The organism is uncultured Maribacter sp. (assembly GCF_947496775.1).
GTDB lineage: Bacteria > Bacteroidota > Bacteroidia > Flavobacteriales > Flavobacteriaceae > Maribacter_B.
Genome location: NZ_CANMDU010000002.1, coordinates 377850 through 398580 on the forward strand (window position 1 = coordinate 377850; position 20731 = coordinate 398580).

The 20731-nt window shown below is 34.2% G+C and carries 17 protein-coding genes; 13 read left to right on the forward strand and 4 right to left on the reverse strand.

Going from position 1 to position 20731, the window contains the following annotated elements; translation table 11 throughout:
* Positions 1-129: 129 nt before the first annotated feature.
* The 13 genes from Q0856_RS06350 to Q0856_RS06410 all read left to right on the forward strand — a co-directional run bounded on the left by Q0856_RS06350 (position 130) and on the right by Q0856_RS06410 (position 15825).
* A complete protein-coding gene (locus Q0856_RS06350; protein WP_298475853.1) occupies positions 130-1245 on the forward strand; it encodes a DUF2891 domain-containing protein in 1116 nt (371 codons plus the stop codon).
* A complete protein-coding gene (locus tag Q0856_RS06355; protein ID WP_298475850.1) occupies positions 1246-2439 on the forward strand; it encodes an Nramp family divalent metal transporter in 1194 nt (397 codons plus the stop codon).
* A 9-nt stretch (positions 2440-2448) separates the two neighbouring features.
* Complete coding sequence (locus Q0856_RS06360) at positions 2449-3189, forward strand: LamB/YcsF family protein (RefSeq protein ID WP_298503513.1); 741 nt, start codon at positions 2449-2451, stop codon at positions 3187-3189.
* A complete protein-coding gene (gene pxpB / locus Q0856_RS06365; protein WP_298475842.1) occupies positions 3186-3917 on the forward strand; it encodes a 5-oxoprolinase subunit PxpB in 732 nt (243 codons plus the stop codon). Before Q0856_RS06360 ends, pxpB begins: the two co-directional genes overlap by 4 nt.
* A complete protein-coding gene (locus Q0856_RS06370) occupies positions 3910-4758 on the forward strand; it encodes a biotin-dependent carboxyltransferase family protein (protein ID WP_298475839.1) in 849 nt (282 codons plus the stop codon). Before pxpB ends, Q0856_RS06370 begins: the two co-directional genes overlap by 8 nt.
* Positions 4759-5128: 370 nt before the next feature.
* Positions 5129-6805 carry a dihydroxy-acid dehydratase gene (gene ilvD / locus Q0856_RS06375; RefSeq protein ID WP_298503515.1) on the forward strand — a complete coding sequence of 559 codons (1677 nt, stop codon included), beginning with the start codon at positions 5129-5131 and terminating at the stop codon, positions 6803-6805.
* A gap of 67 nt (positions 6806-6872) precedes the next feature.
* Positions 6873-8606 (forward strand): biosynthetic-type acetolactate synthase large subunit, encoded by a 1734-nt coding sequence (gene ilvB / locus Q0856_RS06380; RefSeq protein ID WP_298503516.1) that lies wholly within the window; start codon positions 6873-6875, stop codon positions 8604-8606.
* Entirely contained in the window at positions 8606-9184 is a 579-nt protein-coding gene (locus Q0856_RS06385) for a class I SAM-dependent methyltransferase (RefSeq protein WP_298475830.1), read from the forward strand. The genes ilvB and Q0856_RS06385 overlap by 1 nt, the downstream gene beginning before the upstream one ends.
* A gap of 32 nt (positions 9185-9216) precedes the next feature.
* A complete protein-coding gene (gene ilvN, locus Q0856_RS06390; RefSeq protein WP_298475828.1) occupies positions 9217-9744 on the forward strand; it encodes an acetolactate synthase small subunit in 528 nt (175 codons plus the stop codon).
* Positions 9745-9773: 29 nt separating this feature from the next.
* The gene (ilvC, locus tag Q0856_RS06395) at positions 9774-11249 is read left to right on the forward strand and encodes a ketol-acid reductoisomerase (protein ID WP_298475827.1); all 1476 of its coding nucleotides are present in this window, start codon (positions 9774-9776) and stop codon (positions 11247-11249) included.
* 45 nt (positions 11250-11294) lie between these two features.
* A complete protein-coding gene (gene ilvA, locus Q0856_RS06400; protein ID WP_298503517.1) occupies positions 11295-12545 on the forward strand; it encodes a threonine ammonia-lyase IlvA in 1251 nt (416 codons plus the stop codon).
* Between the two features lie 168 nt (positions 12546-12713).
* Positions 12714-14303, forward strand: coding sequence for an NADP-dependent glyceraldehyde-3-phosphate dehydrogenase (locus Q0856_RS06405; RefSeq protein ID WP_298503518.1), 1590 nt, complete (start codon positions 12714-12716; stop codon positions 14301-14303).
* Between the two features lie 208 nt (positions 14304-14511).
* On the forward strand, positions 14512-15825 hold the full coding sequence (locus Q0856_RS06410) for a serine hydrolase domain-containing protein (protein ID WP_298503519.1): 1314 nt from the start codon (positions 14512-14514) through the stop codon (positions 15823-15825).
* 114 nt (positions 15826-15939) lie between these two features.
* Here Q0856_RS06410 and leuB read toward each other — a convergent pair whose 3' ends face one another.
* From leuB to leuC, 4 genes are all read right to left on the reverse strand, one after another.
* The gene (leuB, locus tag Q0856_RS06415; protein ID WP_298475819.1) at positions 15940-16995 is read right to left on the reverse strand and encodes a 3-isopropylmalate dehydrogenase; all 1056 of its coding nucleotides are present in this window, start codon (positions 16993-16995) and stop codon (positions 15940-15942) included.
* Between the two features lie 55 nt (positions 16996-17050).
* On the reverse strand, positions 17051-18568 hold the full coding sequence (locus Q0856_RS06420; RefSeq protein WP_298475817.1) for an alpha-isopropylmalate synthase regulatory domain-containing protein: 1518 nt from the start codon (positions 18566-18568) through the stop codon (positions 17051-17053).
* Between the two features lie 35 nt (positions 18569-18603).
* Positions 18604-19200: a 3-isopropylmalate dehydratase small subunit gene (leuD, locus tag Q0856_RS06425; RefSeq protein ID WP_298475816.1), complete on the reverse strand. Its 597-nt coding sequence runs from the start codon at positions 19198-19200 to the stop codon at positions 18604-18606.
* Positions 19201-19295: 95 nt separating this feature from the next.
* Positions 19296-20708 (reverse strand): 3-isopropylmalate dehydratase large subunit, encoded by a 1413-nt coding sequence (gene leuC / locus Q0856_RS06430; RefSeq protein ID WP_298503521.1) that lies wholly within the window; start codon positions 20706-20708, stop codon positions 19296-19298.
* Positions 20709-20731: the final 23 nt, after the last annotated feature.

Consider the following 20731-nt stretch of genomic DNA (forward strand, 5'->3'; position numbering starts at 1 on the left):
GAACTGCATTTTTTTAGACGAACTGCACGTTTTGTGTTAAAATTATTTTTAGATAAAAGGAATTAAGGATCACATATGTTATAATTAAAGCCCTTATCTTTAATATCTCATTTTGTAATTTGTTTAGATATGGTTCTTAAAAAAAGAAATTTTATAATTTATGCCTTTATAGCCTTTTTTGTGTTTAGTTGTAAGGAGGAGGGTGCCACGGGAAAAACAGGTACTTCTATAACTTTACCTGAAATAAAACTAACGCTTTCCGAGGCTAATCGTCTTGCGAGTTTGCCCTTAGAATGTATGCAGGTGGAGTTCCCTAATAAATTAAACCAGACCATGAATGATTCTGCGCATTTAGGAATGCCTAAACAATTGCATCCGGCATTTTATGGTTGTTTTGATTGGCATTCGGCGGTACATGGACATTGGTCCTTGGTATCTTTGTTAAAACAATTTCCTAGTATAGAAAATGGCCAAGAGATTAAAGAAAAATTAAAGACCAATATATCTAAAGAAAACATAGAAGCGGAACTAGCTTATTTTAAAAGAAAAGGAAATGCTACCTATGAAAGGACTTATGGTTGGGCTTGGGTATTAAAATTAGCCGAAGAGTTACATACTTGGGATACTCCCCTAGCAAGAGAGTTAGAAACTAACTTACAGCCATTAACAGATTATATAGTAAAAGCATATACCGTTTTTTTACCTAAATTAAACTATCCAATTAGAGTGGGAGAACATTCTAATACGGCATTTGGACTAAGTCTAGCATTAGATTATGCAGAAGTTGTAAATAGTGTAGAGTTAAAAAATAGTATAGAATCTACAGTAAATAGATTTTACATAAAAGATAAAAATTGCCCATTGGGCTGGGAGCCAAGCGGATTCGATTTTCTTTCGCCATGTTTAGAAGAAGCAAATATTGTTAGGCGATTTATGACTCCCGCGGATTTTAAAAGATGGTTAGATGCTTTTTTACCGCAATTAACAAATGTAGATTTTGAGCTAGAGCCAGGTAAAGTATCAGACCGTGCGGATGGCAAAATGGTGCATTTAGATGGTTTAAATTTTAGTAGAGCTTGGTGTTTATACGGCATTTCTAATAGTATTCCAGAGTATAAGCATCTAGAGGTAATAGCAGGGAATCATATTTTACATTCCCTTCCTAATATTGTAGACGGTAATTACAGTGGCACCCATTGGTTAGGAACGTTTGCGCTTTATTCTTTAAATAAATCTCCCAAGTAGATGTTTAAAAAAATAGGACCTGGTGTTTTAGTAGCCGCGGCCTTTATTGGCCCGGGAACAGTAACCGCTTGTACATTGGCAGGTGTAGGCTTTGGGTACGCTTTATTATGGGCAATGTTACTCTCTGTAGTGGCAACTATAGTACTGCAAGAAATGTCAGCTAGGTTAGGGATTGTAACGCAAAAAGGACTAGCAGATATTATCAAAGAAGAGCTAAAAACACCTATTCTTAAATTTACAGTTATTACAATAATTCTTGCAGCAATTGTAATTGGTAATGCCGCTTATGAAGCAGGTAATATAGGTGGTGCCGTACTAGGGTTAGAAGCTATTTTTGGTAAAGAGTTCTCTAGTTTTTATTCTATAATAATTGGTCTTTTCTCTTTTGCGTTATTGTATTTAGGAAGTTACAAAAGATTAGAAAAAATACTGGTTACTTTGGTGGTACTGATGAGCATCTCTTTCTTGTGTACTGCATTAATTACAAAGCCAAATATAATAGAGGTTGTAAAAGGTTTGTTTGTTCCAACAATGCCAGAAAATGGTATACTTACTGTCATTGCGTTGGTGGGTACAACGGTGGTGCCATATAATTTGTTTTTGCACGCTTCGTTGGTTAGTGAAAAATGGAAATCTATTACAGATTTAAAAACGGCAAGAAAAGATACGGTAATGTCAATTGCGCTGGGTGGAATAGTTTCTATGGCAATCATTATAGCGGCATCTAACATACCCGGAAAAGAAATTACCAATGTTCTCGATTTAGCAAAAGGATTAGAACCCCTTTATGGTAACGCAGCGAAATATTTTATGGGAATAGGTTTATTTGCTGCTGGTATAACATCTTCTGTTACAGCACCTTTGGCAGCAGCATATGTAGTAAATAGTTGTTTTGGTTGGAAAGCAGGTTTAAAAGATTATAGATTTAGGCTGGTCTGGATGATTATACTTTTTTTGGGCGTGTTTTTTATGTTCTTTGGAATAAAACCAATAGAAGTAATAAAATTTGCGCAAATAGCCAATGGCCTTCTATTGCCTGTAATTGCTATCTTTTTACTTTGGGTAGTAAATAAAAAATCTGTAATGGGAAAGCATAAGAATTCTAATTGGCAAAATGTAATAGGGAGTATTATTATAATTCTTGCGTTGGTATTAGGGATTAAAAGTATACTTAAAGTAATGGGACTTTTTTAATCAAAAAATGTGAATAAAAAATATATAGATATTAATTGCGATGTAGGAGAAGGTATTCCTGTCGAAGAGAGTTTGTTTCCGTATATTTCTTCTTGTAATATTGCTTGTGGAGGTCATTATGGAACGGCAGATTCGATTAAAAAAACTGTGGATTTGGCCATTAAGAATGATGTAAAAATAGGGGCGCACCCCTCTTACCCAGATAAGAATAATTTTGGGAGAGTATCTATTAATATGCCAAAAGATACATTTATAAAATCTATACAGGAACAAATGCATAATATCGATACTGTTTTAGGCCAAAAAGAAAAGAAGTTACATCATATTAAAGCACATGGAGCATTGTACAACGATCTTGCCACGGATGTAGCGTTAGCAAAATCTTTTTTGGGAGCTCTAGGGTGTTATAAAGATAAGGCATATTTGTATGCACCTTATGGTTCTGTAATCGCAGTAGAGGCAATTAAAAATGGGTTCCTTGTACAATATGAAGCCTTTGCCGATAGGAACTATAATAGCGATTTAAGTTTGGTCTCTAGAAAATTAGAAGAAGCTATAATTAAAGAACCAAAAGCTGTTTTAATGCACTTAAAGAGGATGTGTTTAGAAGGTAAAGTAGCTACTATTTCTGGTATTTTGGTAAATATAAAAGCAAATACATATTGTGTTCATGGAGATACTAGTTCTGCATTAGATATTTTAGAGTATATTTCTACTGAGTTACCAACATTTAATATATACACTAAGTGAATTACAGTATTTCAATACGAGCCTACGGAGTGCATGCTATCTTAATAGAATGGCCAAATCATGTAAAAGAAGATATTCTAGAAGACATTTTATCATTTAAAGAATATTTAATACATACTTGTATAGATGCAAAAGATTGGGAGGTTATACCTGCCTACAATTCTCTTACCTTAATATTTAGAAAGAAAGAAATAGTCTTTAATAAGGTTAAAGAGCAATTACAGCAATGGTATTCCCAGAAAACACCATATATAAAAGATTCATTTTTGTGGAAATTACCAGTTTGTTATGATGCCTCATTCGGTATAGACTTAAAAGAAACTTGTGATGTATTAAACTTGTCTATGGAAGAGCTAATTAAATGCCATACAGAAAAAGAATATACCGTCTATGGAATAGGCTTTTTACCAGGATTTATGTATCTCGGAGGATTGGGAAAAGAATTAGAAATAGCAAGACGAGCATCTCCACGGCCAAAAGTGGAAAAGGGCTCGGTTGGGTTGGCAGGGAAACAAACAGGAATATATCCTCAAAACTCCCCAGGCGGTTGGAATATTATAGGTAATTGTCCGGTACCAATGTTTAATCCAAAGGAGGAGAAGCCTTGTTTTGTTTCTGTTGGTGATAAGGTGCAATTTTATAGGATAGAAAAAAAAGTGTATGATCTTATAAAAATAGAAAATGAAGTAGGTGTTTTTAATATAGAAAAATCAAAGATACATGCTTAAAGTATTAAAGCCTGGGTTTTACACTACAGTGCAAGATATAGGAAGAATAGGGTATTTAAATAAAGGGGTACCAGTATCTGGTAATATGGATGCTAATGCGGCTTTAATTGCGAACCAACTTTTAGACAATAGGGATAATGCTGCGGTATTAGAAATAACAATGACAGGTCCTACATTAGTATTTGAAAAAGAAACCTATATTTCTTTAACAGGCGCAAAGTTATCAGCAACGCTAAATAATAAACCAATAACAAATAATAAGGTATATAAAATTTATGCAGGCGATATTTTATCTTATGGTAAGTTATTAGAAGGACTTAGGGGGTATTTAGCTATCAAGAATGGATTTCTTACCGAGAAACTATTAGGAAGTAGGTCTTATTATTATCCTATAACAAAAGAAAGGTGTTTGGAATCTAATACTACAATGGTATATGAAAAGTGTTCCGATTTTTCTCCAAAAATAAGTCCTCTACGTTTAAAAAGTTTACTCGGTGAGAATGTAATAAAAGTGTATAAAGGGCCAGAGTTTTATTTGCTTAATGACAATCAGTTAGCCTCATTATTCTCTAAAGAGTTTTCAGTAGCTAAAGAGAATGATAGGATGGCATACCAAATAGAGGAAAACATTGAAGGTTTAACTTATTCTATGCTAACATCAGCAACATTACCTGGAACAATACAATTAACTCCTTCAGGTAAATTAATTGTGCTTATGAAAGATGGTCAAACTACCGGAGGTTACCCAAGAATATTACAATTAACAGAGGAGGCAATATGTATTTTAGCTCAAAAAAAGTATAGAGATAAACTATCTTTTAGATTAAGTGTTTCTAATTAAGGTTTGTTATTATAGGTAGATATTAAAAAAAATCTTACTATTGTAACATGAAAACAAATTTAGTCCTTAGCAATGTCATTGTACTTATCCCTTGTTTGGGGTGATATAGTGTTCTATTGATTAAAGAGAAGCCTGTATCTAAACCTATTAGATACAGGCTTTTTTTATTCTCCGAATCTAAAAATTATAACTATTGAATGTGATATAAAAACAAATACTAAAAACCTGAAAAACAGATGATTATGTAAAATATTGTGTAATTGAATTTAAACCAGTAATTCTTGTTAAAATATTAAGGTATTATAAACATATATCTTTGATATACTAGCAATATTATAGTGATTTTATAGAATACTTAGAAATGTCTCAAATGGAATTAAATAAATATAGTAAAAACGTTACTCAGGATCCAACACAACCAGCAGCACAAGCCATGTTATACGCTATTGGTTTTAAAGATGAAGATTTTGAAAAACCTTTAATAGGAATAGCAAGTACAGGGTACGAAGGAAACCCTTGTAACATGCATTTAAATGATTTAGCCAAATTGGTAAAAGAAGGAGTTAACTCAAAAGAAACAGTTGGTCTTATCTTTAATACCATAGGTGTTAGTGATGGTATTTCTATGGGAACTCCGGGAATGCGCTTTTCTTTACCTTCTAGAGATATTATCGCGGATTCTATGGAAACCGTAGTACAAGGTATGTCTTACGATGGTTTAGTAACTGTTGTAGGATGTGATAAAAATATGCCTGGAGCCTTAATGGCTATGTTGCGTTTGAACCGCCCTTCCATATTGGTTTACGGAGGTACAATTGCTTCAGGTTGTCATAACGACAGAAAATTAGATATTGTTTCTGCGTTCGAAGCATGGGGAGAAAAAGTTGCAGGCACCATGGAGAACGATGAATATCGAGAGGTAATCAAAAAATCTATTCCAGGAGCAGGAGCTTGTGGTGGAATGTATACTGCAAATACCATGGCTTCCGCAATTGAGGCGTTGGGTATGTCTATGCCATACAATTCATCTAACCCAGCAATAAGCAATAACAAAGAAGAAGAATGTATTGCAGCTGGTAAGCAGATGCGTATTCTTATTGAAAAAGATATTAAACCATTAGATATAGTAACACGTAAGTCATTAGAAAATGCCATTCGTTTGGTTACTATAATGGGAGGTTCTACTAATGCAGTACTGCACTTTTTAGCAATTGCTAGAGCGGCAGATATTGACTTTACTTTGAAAGATTTTCAACATATTAGTGACACAACGCCATTTATTGCAGATTTAAAGCCAAGTGGTAAATATTTAATGGAAGATGTACACCGTATTGGTGGTATTCCGGCAGTTTTAAAATATTTATTAAAAAATGGAATATTGCATGGTGATTGTTTAACAGTTACTGGAAAAACATTGGCCGAAAATCTAGAAAGTGTTCCAGATTTAGAAGAAGGTCAAGATGTTATAATGCCATTAGATAAGCCTATAAAAGCTACTGGCCATTTACGTATGCTTTATGGAAATTTAGCAGAAAATGGTTCTGTAGCGAAGATTACAGGAAAAGAAGGATTATTATTTAAAGGAACAGCAAAAGTTTTTAATAGCGAGTATGATGCTAATGATGCTATCCGAGGAGGAAAAGTTGAGAAAGGAAATGTTGTTGTAATACGTTATGAAGGACCAAAAGGTGGCCCAGGAATGCCAGAAATGCTTAAGCCAACAGCTGCTATTATGGGAGCAGGTTTAGGTAAAGAAGTAGCACTTATTACAGATGGTCGTTTCTCTGGAGGAACACATGGTTTTGTAGTAGGGCACATTTCTCCTGAAGCGCAAGAGGGAGGAACTATTGCACTGGTAAAAGACGGAGATGTAATTACTATTGATGCAGAAACAAATGCTATTAACGTAGAAGTTTCTGATGAGGAGTTGGCTAAGCGTAAAAAGGAATGGGTAGAACCAGCATTAAAGTTTAAAAAAGGAGTACTGTATAAATATGCACGCTCTGTCTCTTCCGCAGCGCAAGGTTGTGTTACAGACGAATTTTAAAGTATAAAAGGAATAGTTAATTAAACAATCCCCAAAAAAACTTAACACTTAAGTTGGGATAAGGCTTATGGAAACATTAAAAGCAAATAAGAAAGAAACTAAAAAGCAAGCCACTATTAAAATTAGTGGAGCTGAAGCTATTATACATTGTTTAGTAGCAGAAGGTGTAGATTTATTATATGGTTATCCTGGAGGAGCAATTATGCCTGTCTATGACGAACTGTATAAGTTTCAAGATAAATTAACGCATATTTTAGCTCGTCATGAGCAAGGAGCTACCCATGCAGCGCAGGGATATGCAAGAGTAACCGGAAAAGTTGGTGTTGCAATGGCGACTTCTGGTCCCGGAGCAACAAATTTGGTTACAGGAATTGCAGATGCTCAGATAGACTCTACACCAATGGTTTGTATAACAGGACAGGTTCCTAGGCATTTATTAGGGTCAGATGCTTTTCAAGAAACAGATATTATAGGTATTTCTACACCAGTTACAAAATGGAATTACCAAGTAACGCAAGCTAGTGAAATACCAGAAATTTTAGCAAAAGCCTTTTATATAGCAAAATCTGGTCGCCCAGGTCCCGTTTTGGTTGATATTACCAAGAATGCGCAGATAGATGAGTTCGATTTTAGTTATGAGAAATGCACAGGTGTTCGCAGTTATAAACCTGTACCTAAGCCTAATTTAGAGGCGATAGATGCTGCTGCTACACTAATTAATAATGCTAAAAAACCCTTAATTGTTTTTGGTCAAGGGGTTATTTTAGGAGAGGCAGAAGAAGAATTAAAAGCTTTAGTAGAGAAAGCAGGAATCCCAGCGGCATGGACTATTTTAGGTCTTTCTGCTATGGATACGGACCACCCATTAAATGTAGGTATGGTTGGTATGCACGGGAATTATGCGCCAAATATTTTAACGAATGAGTGCGATGTTCTAATAGCTATCGGAATGCGTTTTGATGATCGTGTTACCGGTAGATTAAATGATTATGCTAAACAAGCCAAGGTTATTCATTTTGAGATAGACCCCGCTGAAGTAGATAAGAATGTGACGACGGAAGTTGCTGTTTTAGGAGATTCAAAGGAAACATTATCTCTTATTTTACCAAAAATTAAAGAAAATAAACATGAAGCTTGGCACAATCTTTTTAAAGAGAAGTACCAAATAGAATTAGATCAAATAATAACTCCGCAGCTTAATCCAACAAAAGAAGGATTAACGATGGGAGAAGTATTAAAGGAAATCAATATTGCTTCAGAAAACAAAGCAGTAATTGTTTCTGATGTTGGGCAACACCAAATGTTTGCTTGCAGGTATGCTAAATTTAAGCAGACAAAAAGTAATATTACTTCTGGTGGATTAGGAACTATGGGCTTTGCATTACCAGCTGCCATTGGCGCTAAAATGGGAGCAATGGATCGCGAAGTTGTTGCAATTATCGGAGATGGTGGCTACCAAATGACTATTCAAGAGTTAGGAGTTATTTTTCAACACAATGTTCCCGTAAAAATTGTGGTACTGAATAATGAACACTTAGGTATGGTTCGTCAATGGCAAGAATTGTTTTTCGATAGAAGATATGCTTCTACAGTAATGACTAATCCCGATTTTGTAAAAATAGCAGAAGGTTATCATATAAAATCTACAAGAGTATCTGATAGAAAAGATTTAAAAGGTGCAGTACAAGAAATGATGGCCTCAAAAGATCCTTACTTTTTAGAAGTACGTGTGGAAAAAGAAGATAATGTATTTCCAATGATACCTGCTGGAGCTTCTGTTTCAGAGATACGATTAAAGTAATGAACGATAAAATATTCTTAAATAAACCAGAAATTCTTTCAGAGATAGAAAGGAAGTCCAAAGAAATTTCTTTTGGGATGCCTTCTGATTTATATATAGGATCATTTTTAAAAACATTAATAGTATCTAAGCCTAAAGCAAGAGTTTTAGAGTTAGGAACAGGAATAGGTCTTTCTTTAGCTTGGATGATAGAGGGGTTAGATAAAGAGTCTACACTTATTACAGTAGATAATAATACTGAGTTAACAGAAATAGCAAAGAGTTATTTTGGAGGAGATAGTCGTATAGAGGTAGTATGCAAAGATGCAGCAGATTGGATAAAAGAGTATCGTGGTAATAAGTTCGACCTAGTTTTTGCAGATGCTTGGCCAGGAAAGTATAGCCAAATAGAAGAAATTTTAGATTTGGTTAAAGTTGGCGGATTTTATGTTATCGACGATATGTCCGAGCAACCAAATTGGCCAAAAGGACACCAGAAAAAAGTGCTAGAACTAGTAGATTATTTAGAACAACGTAAAGATTTTGTTATTACTAAGTTTAATTGGTCTACTGGATTAATTTTAGCAGTAAAAAAATAGTAGAAAAGAATAAGAGAAAAGAATTTGTAGTAATGGAAAAAGAATGGTTTACCATATCGGTTTATTCAGAGAATAATGTAGGTTTGCTAAATAGAATATCAGGAATATTCTTAAAGCGCCATATAAATATAGAAAGTTTAAATGTTTCTAAATCGGAAATAGATAATGTATCTAAATTTACTATTGTTGTTTACACAACGCAAAAATGGGTGCTTAATATTGTTGGTCAAATAGAAAAACAAATAGAAGTAATAAAGGCATTTTATCATACAGACGATGAAACTATTTATCAAGAATCGGCATTGTTTAAGATAAAGTCAGATTTATTGTTTGATGAGCGTCAAATACAAAATATAATAAAAGATAGTAATTCTCAAATAGTAACAGTGGCAAGAGATTTCTTTGTAATTGCAAAATCTGGAAGAAGGAATGAAATTGAAGAAATGTATAATCAATTAAAACCTTTTGGAATTATGCAATTTGTACGTTCAGGCCGCATATCTGTTTCTAAAGAACAAATGAATATTACAGCATTATTACAAGAATTTCAAGAAAAATAAATAATCAAAAATCAAAATAAGAACATAAAATGGCAAATTATTTTAATACACTATCCTTAAGAGATAAATTAACCCAATTGGGTAAATGTAGATTCATGGAATCTAGTGAATTCTCCGATGGTGTATCGGCTTTAAAAGGAAAAAAAATTGTAATTGTAGGTTGTGGTGCTCAGGGGCTTAACCAAGGTCTTAACATGAGAGATTCTGGTTTAGATGTATCCTATACATTAAGAGATGCTGCTATAAAAGAAAAAAGACAGTCTTTTAAAAATGCGTCCGAAAATGGGTTTACCGTTGGTACTTACGAAGAATTAATCCCTACAGCAGATTTGTTGATAAACTTAACTCCAGATAAGCAGCATACCGCTGTAGTAAAGGCAGTTATGCCGTTAATGAAAAAAGGAGCAACACTTTCTTATTCTCACGGATTTAATATTGTTGAGGAAGGAACGCAAATTAGAGAGGATCTTACGGTAATTATGGTAGCTCCTAAAAGTCCTGGTTCTGAAGTAAGAGAAGAATATAAAAGAGGTTTTGGTGTGCCAACATTGATAGCAGTACACCCAGAGAATGATCCTCAAGGAAAAGGTAAGGCAGAAGCAAAGGCATATGCAGTTGGTACAGGTGGTCATAGAGCAGGTGTTCTCGATTCTTCTTTCGTTGCAGAGGTAAAATCTGATTTAATGGGAGAACAAACTATTCTTTGTGGTTTATTGCAAACAGGTTCTATTCTTTGTTTTGATAAAATGATAGAAAAAGGAATTGATGCAGGGTATGCTTCTAAACTTATTCAATTTGGATGGGAAACTATTACAGAAGGAATGAAGTATGGTGGAATAACGAACATGATGGATCGTTTGTCTAACCCAGCTAAAATTAAGGCTTTTGAACTTTCTGAAGAATTGAAAGATATTATGCGTCCGTTATTCCAAAAACATATGGACGATATTATGACAGGTCATTTTTCTAAGACTATGATGGAGGATTGGGCTAATGATGATAAAAATTTATTAGGATGGAGAGCGGCAACAGGAGAAACTTCTTTTGAAAAAACGCCAGCTGGTGATGTAGAGATTTCAGAGCAAGAGTTTTATGACAATGGTGTCTTAATGGTTGCAATGGTAAGAGCAGGAGTAGAGTTGGCTTTTGAAGCAATGACCGATTCAGGAATTATTGGAGAGTCCGCTTACTACGAATCTTTGCATGAAACGCCATTAATTGCAAATACTATAGCAAGAAAGAAATTATTTGAAATGAACAGAGTAATTTCAGATACAGCAGAATACGGTTGTTATTTATTTGATCATGCTTGTAAGCCTTTATTAACAGACTTCATGAAGAATATTGATACCGATGTTATTGGTAAAAGCTTTGGTGAATCTAATGGTAATGGAGTTGATAATGCTAAATTAATTGAAATTAATAAAGTTTTAAGAGAGCACCCAGTGGAGATTGTTGGAGCAAGACTTAGAGCTTCTATGACAGCAATGAAACCAATTGTATAATTAATATTTTCCCTCCCTTGGGAGAGCTTAAGGGAGTACAGGACTATGAAGTACTTCCCGAGCATTGAGAATATAAAGAAAGCGGCGAATAACATTCAACAGGTTGTGGATGTTACGCCGCTTTCTTCTAGTTTACGACTTTCCAAAATTTATAATGCTAATATTCTTTTAAAAAGAGAAGATTTGCAACGTGTGCGTTCTTATAAAATTAGGGGTGCATTTAATAAAATAAGTTCCCTTTCCAAAGAAGAAAGAATACAAGGAGTAGTTTGTGCAAGTGCAGGAAACCATGCACAGGGTGTGGCTTTTGCTTGTAGTCACTTAGGTATACAAGGCACTATTTACATGCCAGCTGTAACGCCAAAACAAAAAGTAGAACAAACCAAAATGTTTGGAGAAAACTGGATTACAGTTATTTTAGAAGGAGATACTTTTGACGATTCTTTTAAAGCTGCTAAAAACTATTGCGAAAAAGAGGATAAAACTTTTATTCATCCTTTCGATGATCCACAAATTATAGAAGGGCAAGGAACAGTAGGTCTAGAAATACTTCAACAATCTAAAGGACCCATAGATTATATTTTTGCCCCCATTGGTGGAGGTGGACTTATTTCTGGTGTAATAGGAGTAATAAAAGCACTCTCCCCGAACACAAAAATAATAGGAGTAGAGCCAGAGGGTGCTCCCTCCATGAAAACATCTTTAACTAATGGCGTTAATACAGAATTACGTCAGATAGATAAATTTATTGATGGCGCAGCTGTTAAAAGAGTAGGAGATTATACGTTTAATATTTGCAAGGAAAACCTATATAAAATGGTTACTGTTCCGGAAGGCAAAGTATGCCAGACTATATTAGATTTGTATAATAGAGATGCAATTGTTGTAGAACCCGCAGGAGCATTGACAATTAGTGCTTTAGATGATTTTATAGAAGAAATAAAAGGAAAGAATGTGGTTTGCGTAATTAGTGGTAGTAATAATGATATTACACGGACAGCAGAGATAAAAGAACGAGCTCTCCTATATGGCAAGTTAAAGCATTATTTTATGGTTCGTTTTCCGCAACGTCCAGGAGCATTAAAAGAGTTTGTTACTAAAATATTAGGACCTACAGATGATATTACTCATTTTGAATACTCCAAAAAATCTAGTAAAGAAAATGCACCAGCCGTGGTAGGTATAGAGTTAAAAAGTCCCAAAGATTTGGAACCTTTGATTTTAAGGATGAAACAAAACAACTTTTTTGGAGAGTATTTAAATAATAAACCAGACCTTTTTCAATACTTAGTGTAGTATAATCACAGAATGTTGATGTTTCATTAAATTATAATTGCGAAAACGTTTTCATTGCTAAAGTCTTTAAAATAAGGGGTTAAACAAGGTATTTTACTTTTTGTTTTCACTAAATTCGTGTAATTCAATTGAATTTTAGCGTAATAAATTGATTAAAAACTACAACAAATGAGCACAAATACAACTATCCCTGAAGCATATAAAATTAATGAGGAAATTCATCAAAAACAGTATTTATTGAATGGTGAGTTAAAAGAATGGGACGGTAATACATCAGATGTTTATTCTACAATCTCTTCAACGGACGAATACAAACCTACATTTTTAGGTAGTATTCCAGATATGGGAGAACCAGAAGCTTTAAATGCTTTAGATGCTGCATTGGGCGCATATAACAAAGGGCAAGGGGTTTGGCCTACCATGCATGTTAAGGACCGTATTGAATGTATGGAAACCTTTGTAAAGAAAATGAGCTCTAAAAGAGAAGAGATTATAAAGCTATTAATGTGGGAAATAGGAAAATCGCTACCAGATTCCCAAAAGGAATTTGATCGTACGGTAGAATATATTAACGATACCATTGAAGATTATAAGCAATTGGACCGTAATGCTGCTAAATTTCAAAAGCAGGATGGTGTATATGCACATATAAAAAGAGGTCCATTAGGTGTTGTTTTATGTTTGGGCCCATATAACTATCCTTTAAATGAGACTTTTGCTTTGTTAATTCCTGCAATTATAATGGGAAATACTACTATTTTTAAACCAGCAAAGCATGGCGTATTGTTAATTACACCGCTTTTAGAAGCTTTTCAAAGTAGTTTCCCTAAAGGTGTAGTGAATATTGTTTTTGGAAGGGGAAGAGCCGTAGCAGCGCCAATAATGAAAACAGGAAAGGTAGATGTGCTGGCTTTAATAGGGAATAGTAAATCAGCTAATGCTTTACAAGACCAACACCCAAAAAGTAACCGTTTACGTTTAGTATTAGGTTTAGAGGCTAAAAACCCAGGTATTGTTTTACCAGATGCAGATTTAGATTTAACAATTAATGAATGCTTGGCAGGTACTTTATCATTTAACGGACAAAGATGTACAGCTTTAAAAGTGTTATATGTTCATGAAGATATTGTTGAAGAATTTAATAAACGTTTTGCAGAAAAAGTGGATGCTTTAAAGTTTGGAAATCCTTGGGATGATGGAGCTAAGTTAACCCCATTGCCAGAGCCGGGTAAACCACAATATATTCAAGAGCTAATTTCTGATGCAAAAACAAAAGGTGCTAAAATATTGAATAAAAAGGGTGGTGCTATAACAGATAATTATATTTGGCCTGCAGTTTTATATCCTGTTAATAAAGAGATGAGAGTGTACCAAGAAGAACAATTTGGTCCCGTAATTCCTGTGGTTCCTTTTAAAGATATAGAAGAACCGTTAGATGATATGGCGGAAAGTAACTATGGACAACAAGTAAGTTTATTTGGGAAAGATATTTATGCGATTGCTCCACTAGTAGATTCTTTGGTAAATTTAGTTTGTAGAGTAAACTTAAATAGTTCTTGTCAGAGAGGACCAGATGTATACCCTTTTACAGGAAGAAAAGATTCCGCGCAAGCAACATTAAGTGTTCATGATGCTTTACGTTCGTTCTCGATTAGAACTTTTGTTGCATCCAAAGATAATGATATTAATAATGAAATATTAGAGAAGCTATTAGATGCAAAAATATCTAACTTTATAAGCACCGATTATATTTTATAATACTATCTCATATAAAAATCCGCTTTAGGTTTTCTTTCTACATAACCTAAGGCGGATTTTGTTTTTTATAGGTCTTAAAACTTATAGTGTATACTGTTATTAATTAACTGTTACATGAGCAAAACATTTTTACAATAGTTGCGTTTAGTTAATTAAGCCGAATGGCTTAACCATTAACCCCAAATTTTTAACCAAATTAAGACTTAACGTGAAACGTTTTAAAATTTTGGCAGGCACCACACTTTTAATCCTGCTATATATTGCTGCATTTACTTATATTAATAAGCAAAGAGAAGATTTAATTGATATTGAAAAATCAGCTTTAATACTTTCTTCAGAACAAATAAAAATTAATAAAGAAAAGGAACTTAGGTATCTACAAAATAAGGAAGAGTTGTATAAGAGAATACGCCTTTATTTTGAAAAGGAAATTAAATCAGGTGGTATTGTTGGAGCAGGAATCAGTATTGTAAAAGGAGATTCTATTATACTTTCAGATGGATTTGGAAAAAGAGATATACATAAAAAAGAAAGGGTAAATGGAGAAACAGTTTTTCGTTTAGGTTCGCTATCTAAAGGTTTTACAGGCATCTTAACGGCCGATTTAAAAGAAGAAGGAAAACTTAATTGGAATGATAAAATTACCGATTACCTGCCCGACTTTCATTTCGGTGATGACGAAAATACATCGCATATAAAATTAGCCCATATTTTATCTCATACTTCGGGTACAGCGTATCATAGCTTTACCAATTTAGTAGAAGCAGGTTTACCCATAACAACTATAGCAAAGCGTTTTAATGCTATAAAACCTATTAGTGAGCCAGGGCAGGTATATAGTTACCAAAATGCTATGTTTTCTTTGAGTCAAGAAGTTATAAAGAAAACTACTGGTAATGAAATAACAATGGCTCTAAAGAATCGCTTTTTTAAACCTTTAGGAATGTCTACAGTATCTATGGATCACAAAGCATTATTAAGTTATAACAATGTAGCCTTACCACATACAAAAGGAACTAAGGGATGGAGAAGTTTACCTTTAACGAATAAATATTATAACGCTGTATCCGCAGGAGGTATAAATGCTAGTTCATTAGATATGGCGAAATGGATGCGTTTTTTATTGGGGCACAACCCTGAGGTTATGCGAAAAAATGCTATTGGAGAGGTTTTTAAACCTTTTATAGAGCTTAAAGGTCATAGAAAGTATTACCAACGTTGGCCGGGGCATGTAAAGTCTGCTTACGGTTTTGGTTGGCGTATACATGAGTTTAAGGACCATGAAACTAATGAAAGCACTACTATGTGGCATCATGGAGGAAGTGTAAATAATTATAGAAATGAAATTGCAGTCTACCCCGAATCGGATTTAGGTATTTGCGTTTTATTAAATGGCAATTCTAAACTCGCAAGAAATGTTATACCAGATTTACATGATATAGTGAAAAAAGTATATAGTCTTTCTTTAACTAAAAAAGAAGTGAAATTAGATGGTTACGCTGCGTTGCAAGCTACGGAATAGGGTGAGACTTCAATATGTAAGAAACAAGTAAAATAGTAGTGTGTAAAACTGTAAAAGGCCGTCTAAAATATTTCTAGACAGCCTTTTTCTTTATAGTAGTAGAGATTTCTTCTGTTAGATGTTTCCTGCTAACCAATCACCAACTTCACTCGTTTTATAAGCTTTAGCTCCATCTGCCAAATCTTCTGTTACAACACCTTCTGCTAAAGATTTGTTTACTACATCTCTTATAGCTTTAGCTTCTGCTGTTAAACCAAAATCTTCAAACATCATTGCCGCAGATAAAACCGTTGCTAGTGGGTTAGCAATATCTTTCCCAGCTGCTTGTGGATAAGAACCGTGAATTGGCTCATATAATTTATTATCCGTTCCTACAGATGCAGATGGCATTAATCCCATAGAACCAGAAATTACGGAAGCTTCATCCGTTAAAATATCACCAAATAAGTTTTCAGTGATTAAAACATCATAATCACTTGGCCATTGTACTAAACGCATAGCTACAGCATCTACAAACTCATAAGAAACTGTTACTTCTGGATACTCTTTTTCCATTGCTTGTACGGTTTCTCTCCATAGTCTAGAAGATTCTAAAACATTGGCTTTATCTACACAGCATAATCTTTTAGAACGTGTCATTGCTAATTCAAACCCTTTTTTTGCTAGTCTTTGAATTTCTTCGCGAGTATAAGTCATGGTATCAAAAGCAATGTTTCCGTCATCTTTTCTTCCTCTTTCACCAAAATAAACACCACTAGTAAGTTCTCTTAAGAAAACTAAATCTGTACCTTCTATACGTTCTCTTTTTAATGGAGATTTATCAATTAAAGAAGGGAAGGTAAATGTTGGTCTTACGTTAGCAAAAAGCCCCAATTTCTGACGCATTTTAAGTAATCCTTGTTCTGGTCTTACTTTAGCAGAAGGATCATTATCAAAACGAGGGTGACCTATAGCTCCAAAAAGAACAGCATCTGCAGCTTCACAAATAGCATGTGTGCTATCTGGATAAGGTTCTCCTACAGCATCAATCGCTGCAGCACCTGTTAAAGCTGGAGTCCATGAAATATCATGTCCAAATTTTTCTGCAATTTTATCAGATACTTTTACGGCTTGGTCTATTACTTCAGGGCCAATTCCGTCCCCAGCTAATAATGCTATATTTAATTTCATTCTATTTTATTTTACAATAATTTTTATTGTGGTGTTAATATTGGTTTCTATTTTTTTATATGATGTTTAACATCTTCTCTGTAGCTTTAATTGCTGATACGGTTTGGTCAGAATCTAATCCACGTGTGGTAAACTCTTTTCCATTTTTCTCCCAAGTAATACTAGTTTCGCAAAGCGCATCCGAATTACTTCCAGGAGGTATACGAACCGCATAATCTGTAAGTTTAGGAAAATCTAACTTCTTACTTTTATAAACTTTTTTCAAGGCATTTATAAAAGCATCAAATTGACCATCGCCTTGAGCGTTTTCTTCAATTAATTCTCCTTCTATTTCTATGGCTATAGTGGTAGATGGTTTTAATCCCTTAGAGTGCGTAAGCACATAAGACTTTATTACTATTTTGTTTAAATATTCCTGACTATCCAAAACATCAGAAATTATATAAGGTAAATCCTCTTTAGTTACTCTTTCTTTTTTGTCTCCTAAAGCAATTACTTTTTGGGTAACTTTCTTTAAATCCTCATCATTTAGAGTTAAACCTAAATCTTGAAGATTTTTTTGAATATTGGCTTTTCCAGAAGTTTTTCCAAGTGCGTATTTACGTTTTTGTCCAAAACGTTCCGGAAGTAAATCGTTAAAATAAAGATTGTTTTTATTGTCTCCATCTGCGTGAATACCAGCGGTTTGTGTAAAAACATTGTCTCCTACAATTGGCTTGTTTGCAGGTATTCTAAAACCAGTAAAAGCAGAAACTAATTTACTCACTTTGTGTAAAGCGGTTTCATTAGCGTTAATTGCTATTTCTGGTAAAAAATCATTTATTACAGCAATTGCACTTGCCATAGGAGCGTTTCCTGCCCTTTCTCCCATACCATTTACGGTAAGATGTAGGCCATGGCAACCCGCTTTTACCGCTTCCATAACATTTGCAACACCTAAATCATAATCATTGTGACCATGAAAATCAAAATGTAAATTAGGGTAACGTTGTACTATTTCAGATATAAAAGAAAATGTTTCGGTATGCGTTAGTATGCCTAAAGTATCTGGCAACAATATTCTCTTTACAGGTTGTGTTGCTAAAAAATCTAGAAATTGAAATACATATTCTTTAGAATTACGCATTCCGTTACTCCAATCTTCTAAATATATATTATTAGTATATCCTTTTTCTTTAGCCTTACTAAAAATAGAAGCAATGTCTGAAAAATGTTCTTCAGGAGTTTTTTTAAGTTGGTATTTTAGGTGGTTAAGAGAGCCCTTAGTTAAAAGGTTTTGCACTTTTGCACCTGCTTTTTCCATCCAATCTAAAGAAATACCTCCATCTGTAAAGGTTAAAACTTCAACACGGTCTAAGTTGTTTGTTTCTGCAGCCCATTCCGTAATTTTTTGTACCGCCAATAATTCACCATCAGAAACTCTTGCAGATGCAACTTCTATACGATCTACTTTAAGTTCGTCTAATAATAATTGTGCTAGTGTAAGTTTTTCGGAAGATGAAAAGGATACTCCTGAGGTTTGTTCACCATCTCTCAGGGTGGTATCCATTATTTCAAGTTTTCTTTTTTCCATGGTATGTACAGCAATACCTGCTTAAATCTTATGTTTTATAATGGTAATTCTTTTGCAAATTCGCTTATCTCCGATTTAATATTGTTTAAGTAATCAATATCATCAAAACCATTAAGCATATTTTGTTTTTTGTATCCATTAATATCAAAAGACTCTTTTTCTCCTGTTTTTACAATAGTAACAGTTTGTTCTGGTAAATTAACAGAGATTTCTGTATTTGGGTCGGCCTCTATTGCAGCAAAAACTTTTGCAGCAAATTCTGGACTAACTTGTACTGGTAAAACACCAATATTTAAACAGTTTCCTTTAAAGATATCTGCAAAGAAACTTGAGATTACACATCTAAATCCATAGTCATAAACTGCCCAAGCAGCATGTTCTCTAGAAGAACCAGAACCAAAGTTCTTACCACCAACTAATATCTTACCAGAATATGTTGGGTTGTTAAGAACAAAATCAGATTTTGGAGTATTGTCTCCATTGTAACGCCAATCTCTAAAAAGATTATCTCCAAAACCTTTACGTTCTGTAGCTTTTAAGAAACGAGCTGGTATTATTTGGTCTGTATCTACATTCTCTATTGGAAGTGGAACAGCCGTACTATTTAATATTTCAAATTTATCGTATGCCATTTTTTATAGCTTTTTGCTATTGGCTGTTAGCCTCTAGCTTTAATTTAACATTGATTTTGCTAATGACCAGCAGTCAATAGCTAAAAGCAAATTGGCTATGCCAATTCTTTCATTAATTCTCTTGGGTCTGTAACTTTTCCTGTAACAGCAGCAGCAGCAGCAACTAGTGGAGAAGCTAATAAGGTTCTTGATCCTGGACCTTGACGCCCTTCAAAGTTTCTGTTTGATGTACTAACTGCTAATTTTCCTGCAGGTACTTTATCATCATTCATAGCTAAACAAGCAGAACATCCGGGTTCTCTTAATTCAAAACCAGCTTCTGTTAAAATATCTAAAAGACCTTCTTCTTTTATAGCAGATTCTACTTTATGAGAACCTGGTACTAACCATGCGGTTACATTATCCGCTTTTTTGCGTCCTTTTACAATAGAAGTAAAGGCTCTAAAATCTTCAATACGACCATTAGTACAACTACCTATAAAAACAAAATCTATAGGCTTACCAATCATATCTTCCCCTTCATTAAAAGCCATATAACCTAAAGATTTTTTATACGTAGCAACGCCACCTTCTAAATCTTCAGCATTTGGAATACTTTTAGAAATTCCCATACCCATTCCTGGATTGGTTCCATACGTAATCATTGGTTCTATATCAGAAGCACTAAAAGTAAGTTCTTTATCAAACTCAGCGCCTTCGTCTGTTTTTAAAGTTTTCCAGTATGCCATGGCTTTATCCCATGCAGCACCAGTTGGAGTAAATTCTCTTCCTTTAACGTACTCAAAAGTTTTTTCATCTGGAGCAATCATACCACCACGAGCACCCATTTCTATACTTAGGTTACAAACCGTCATACGACCTTCCATAGTCATGTTTTCAAAAACATCACCAGCATATTCTACAAAATACCCTGTAGCACCAGAAGTAGTTAATTGAGATATGATATATAAAGCAACATCTTTAGGAGTAACTCCAAAGTTTAACTCTCCTTCAATATTAATACGCATTTTCTTTGGCTTAGGCTGCATAATACATTGTGTAGATAATACCATTTCTACCTCAGAAGTACCAATACCAAAAGCTATTGCACCAAAAGCACCGTGCGTAGATGTATGAGAGTCACCACAAACAATTGTTGCTCCAGGTTGCGTAATTCCGTATTCAGGTCCTACAACGTGTACAATTCCGTTTTTTTCATGACCAAGCCCCCAGTGACTAATACCGTATTCTTTTGCATTTTCTTCTAATGCCTTAAGTTGGTTTGCAGAAAGAGGGTCTGCAACTGGTAAATGTTGGTTTATGGTAGGGGTGTTGTGATCTGCAGTAGCAAAGGTTTTATTCGGAAATAAAACTCCAGATTTTCTGTTTTTTATACCTAAAAAGGCAACAGGGCTAGTAACCTCATGTACTAAATGGCGATCTATAAATAATACATCTGGACCATCTTCTACATGTTTTACTACGTGGGAATCCCACACTTTATCAAATAACGTCTTTTTTGTACTCATAATTTATTTGTATTCTAAGCTAA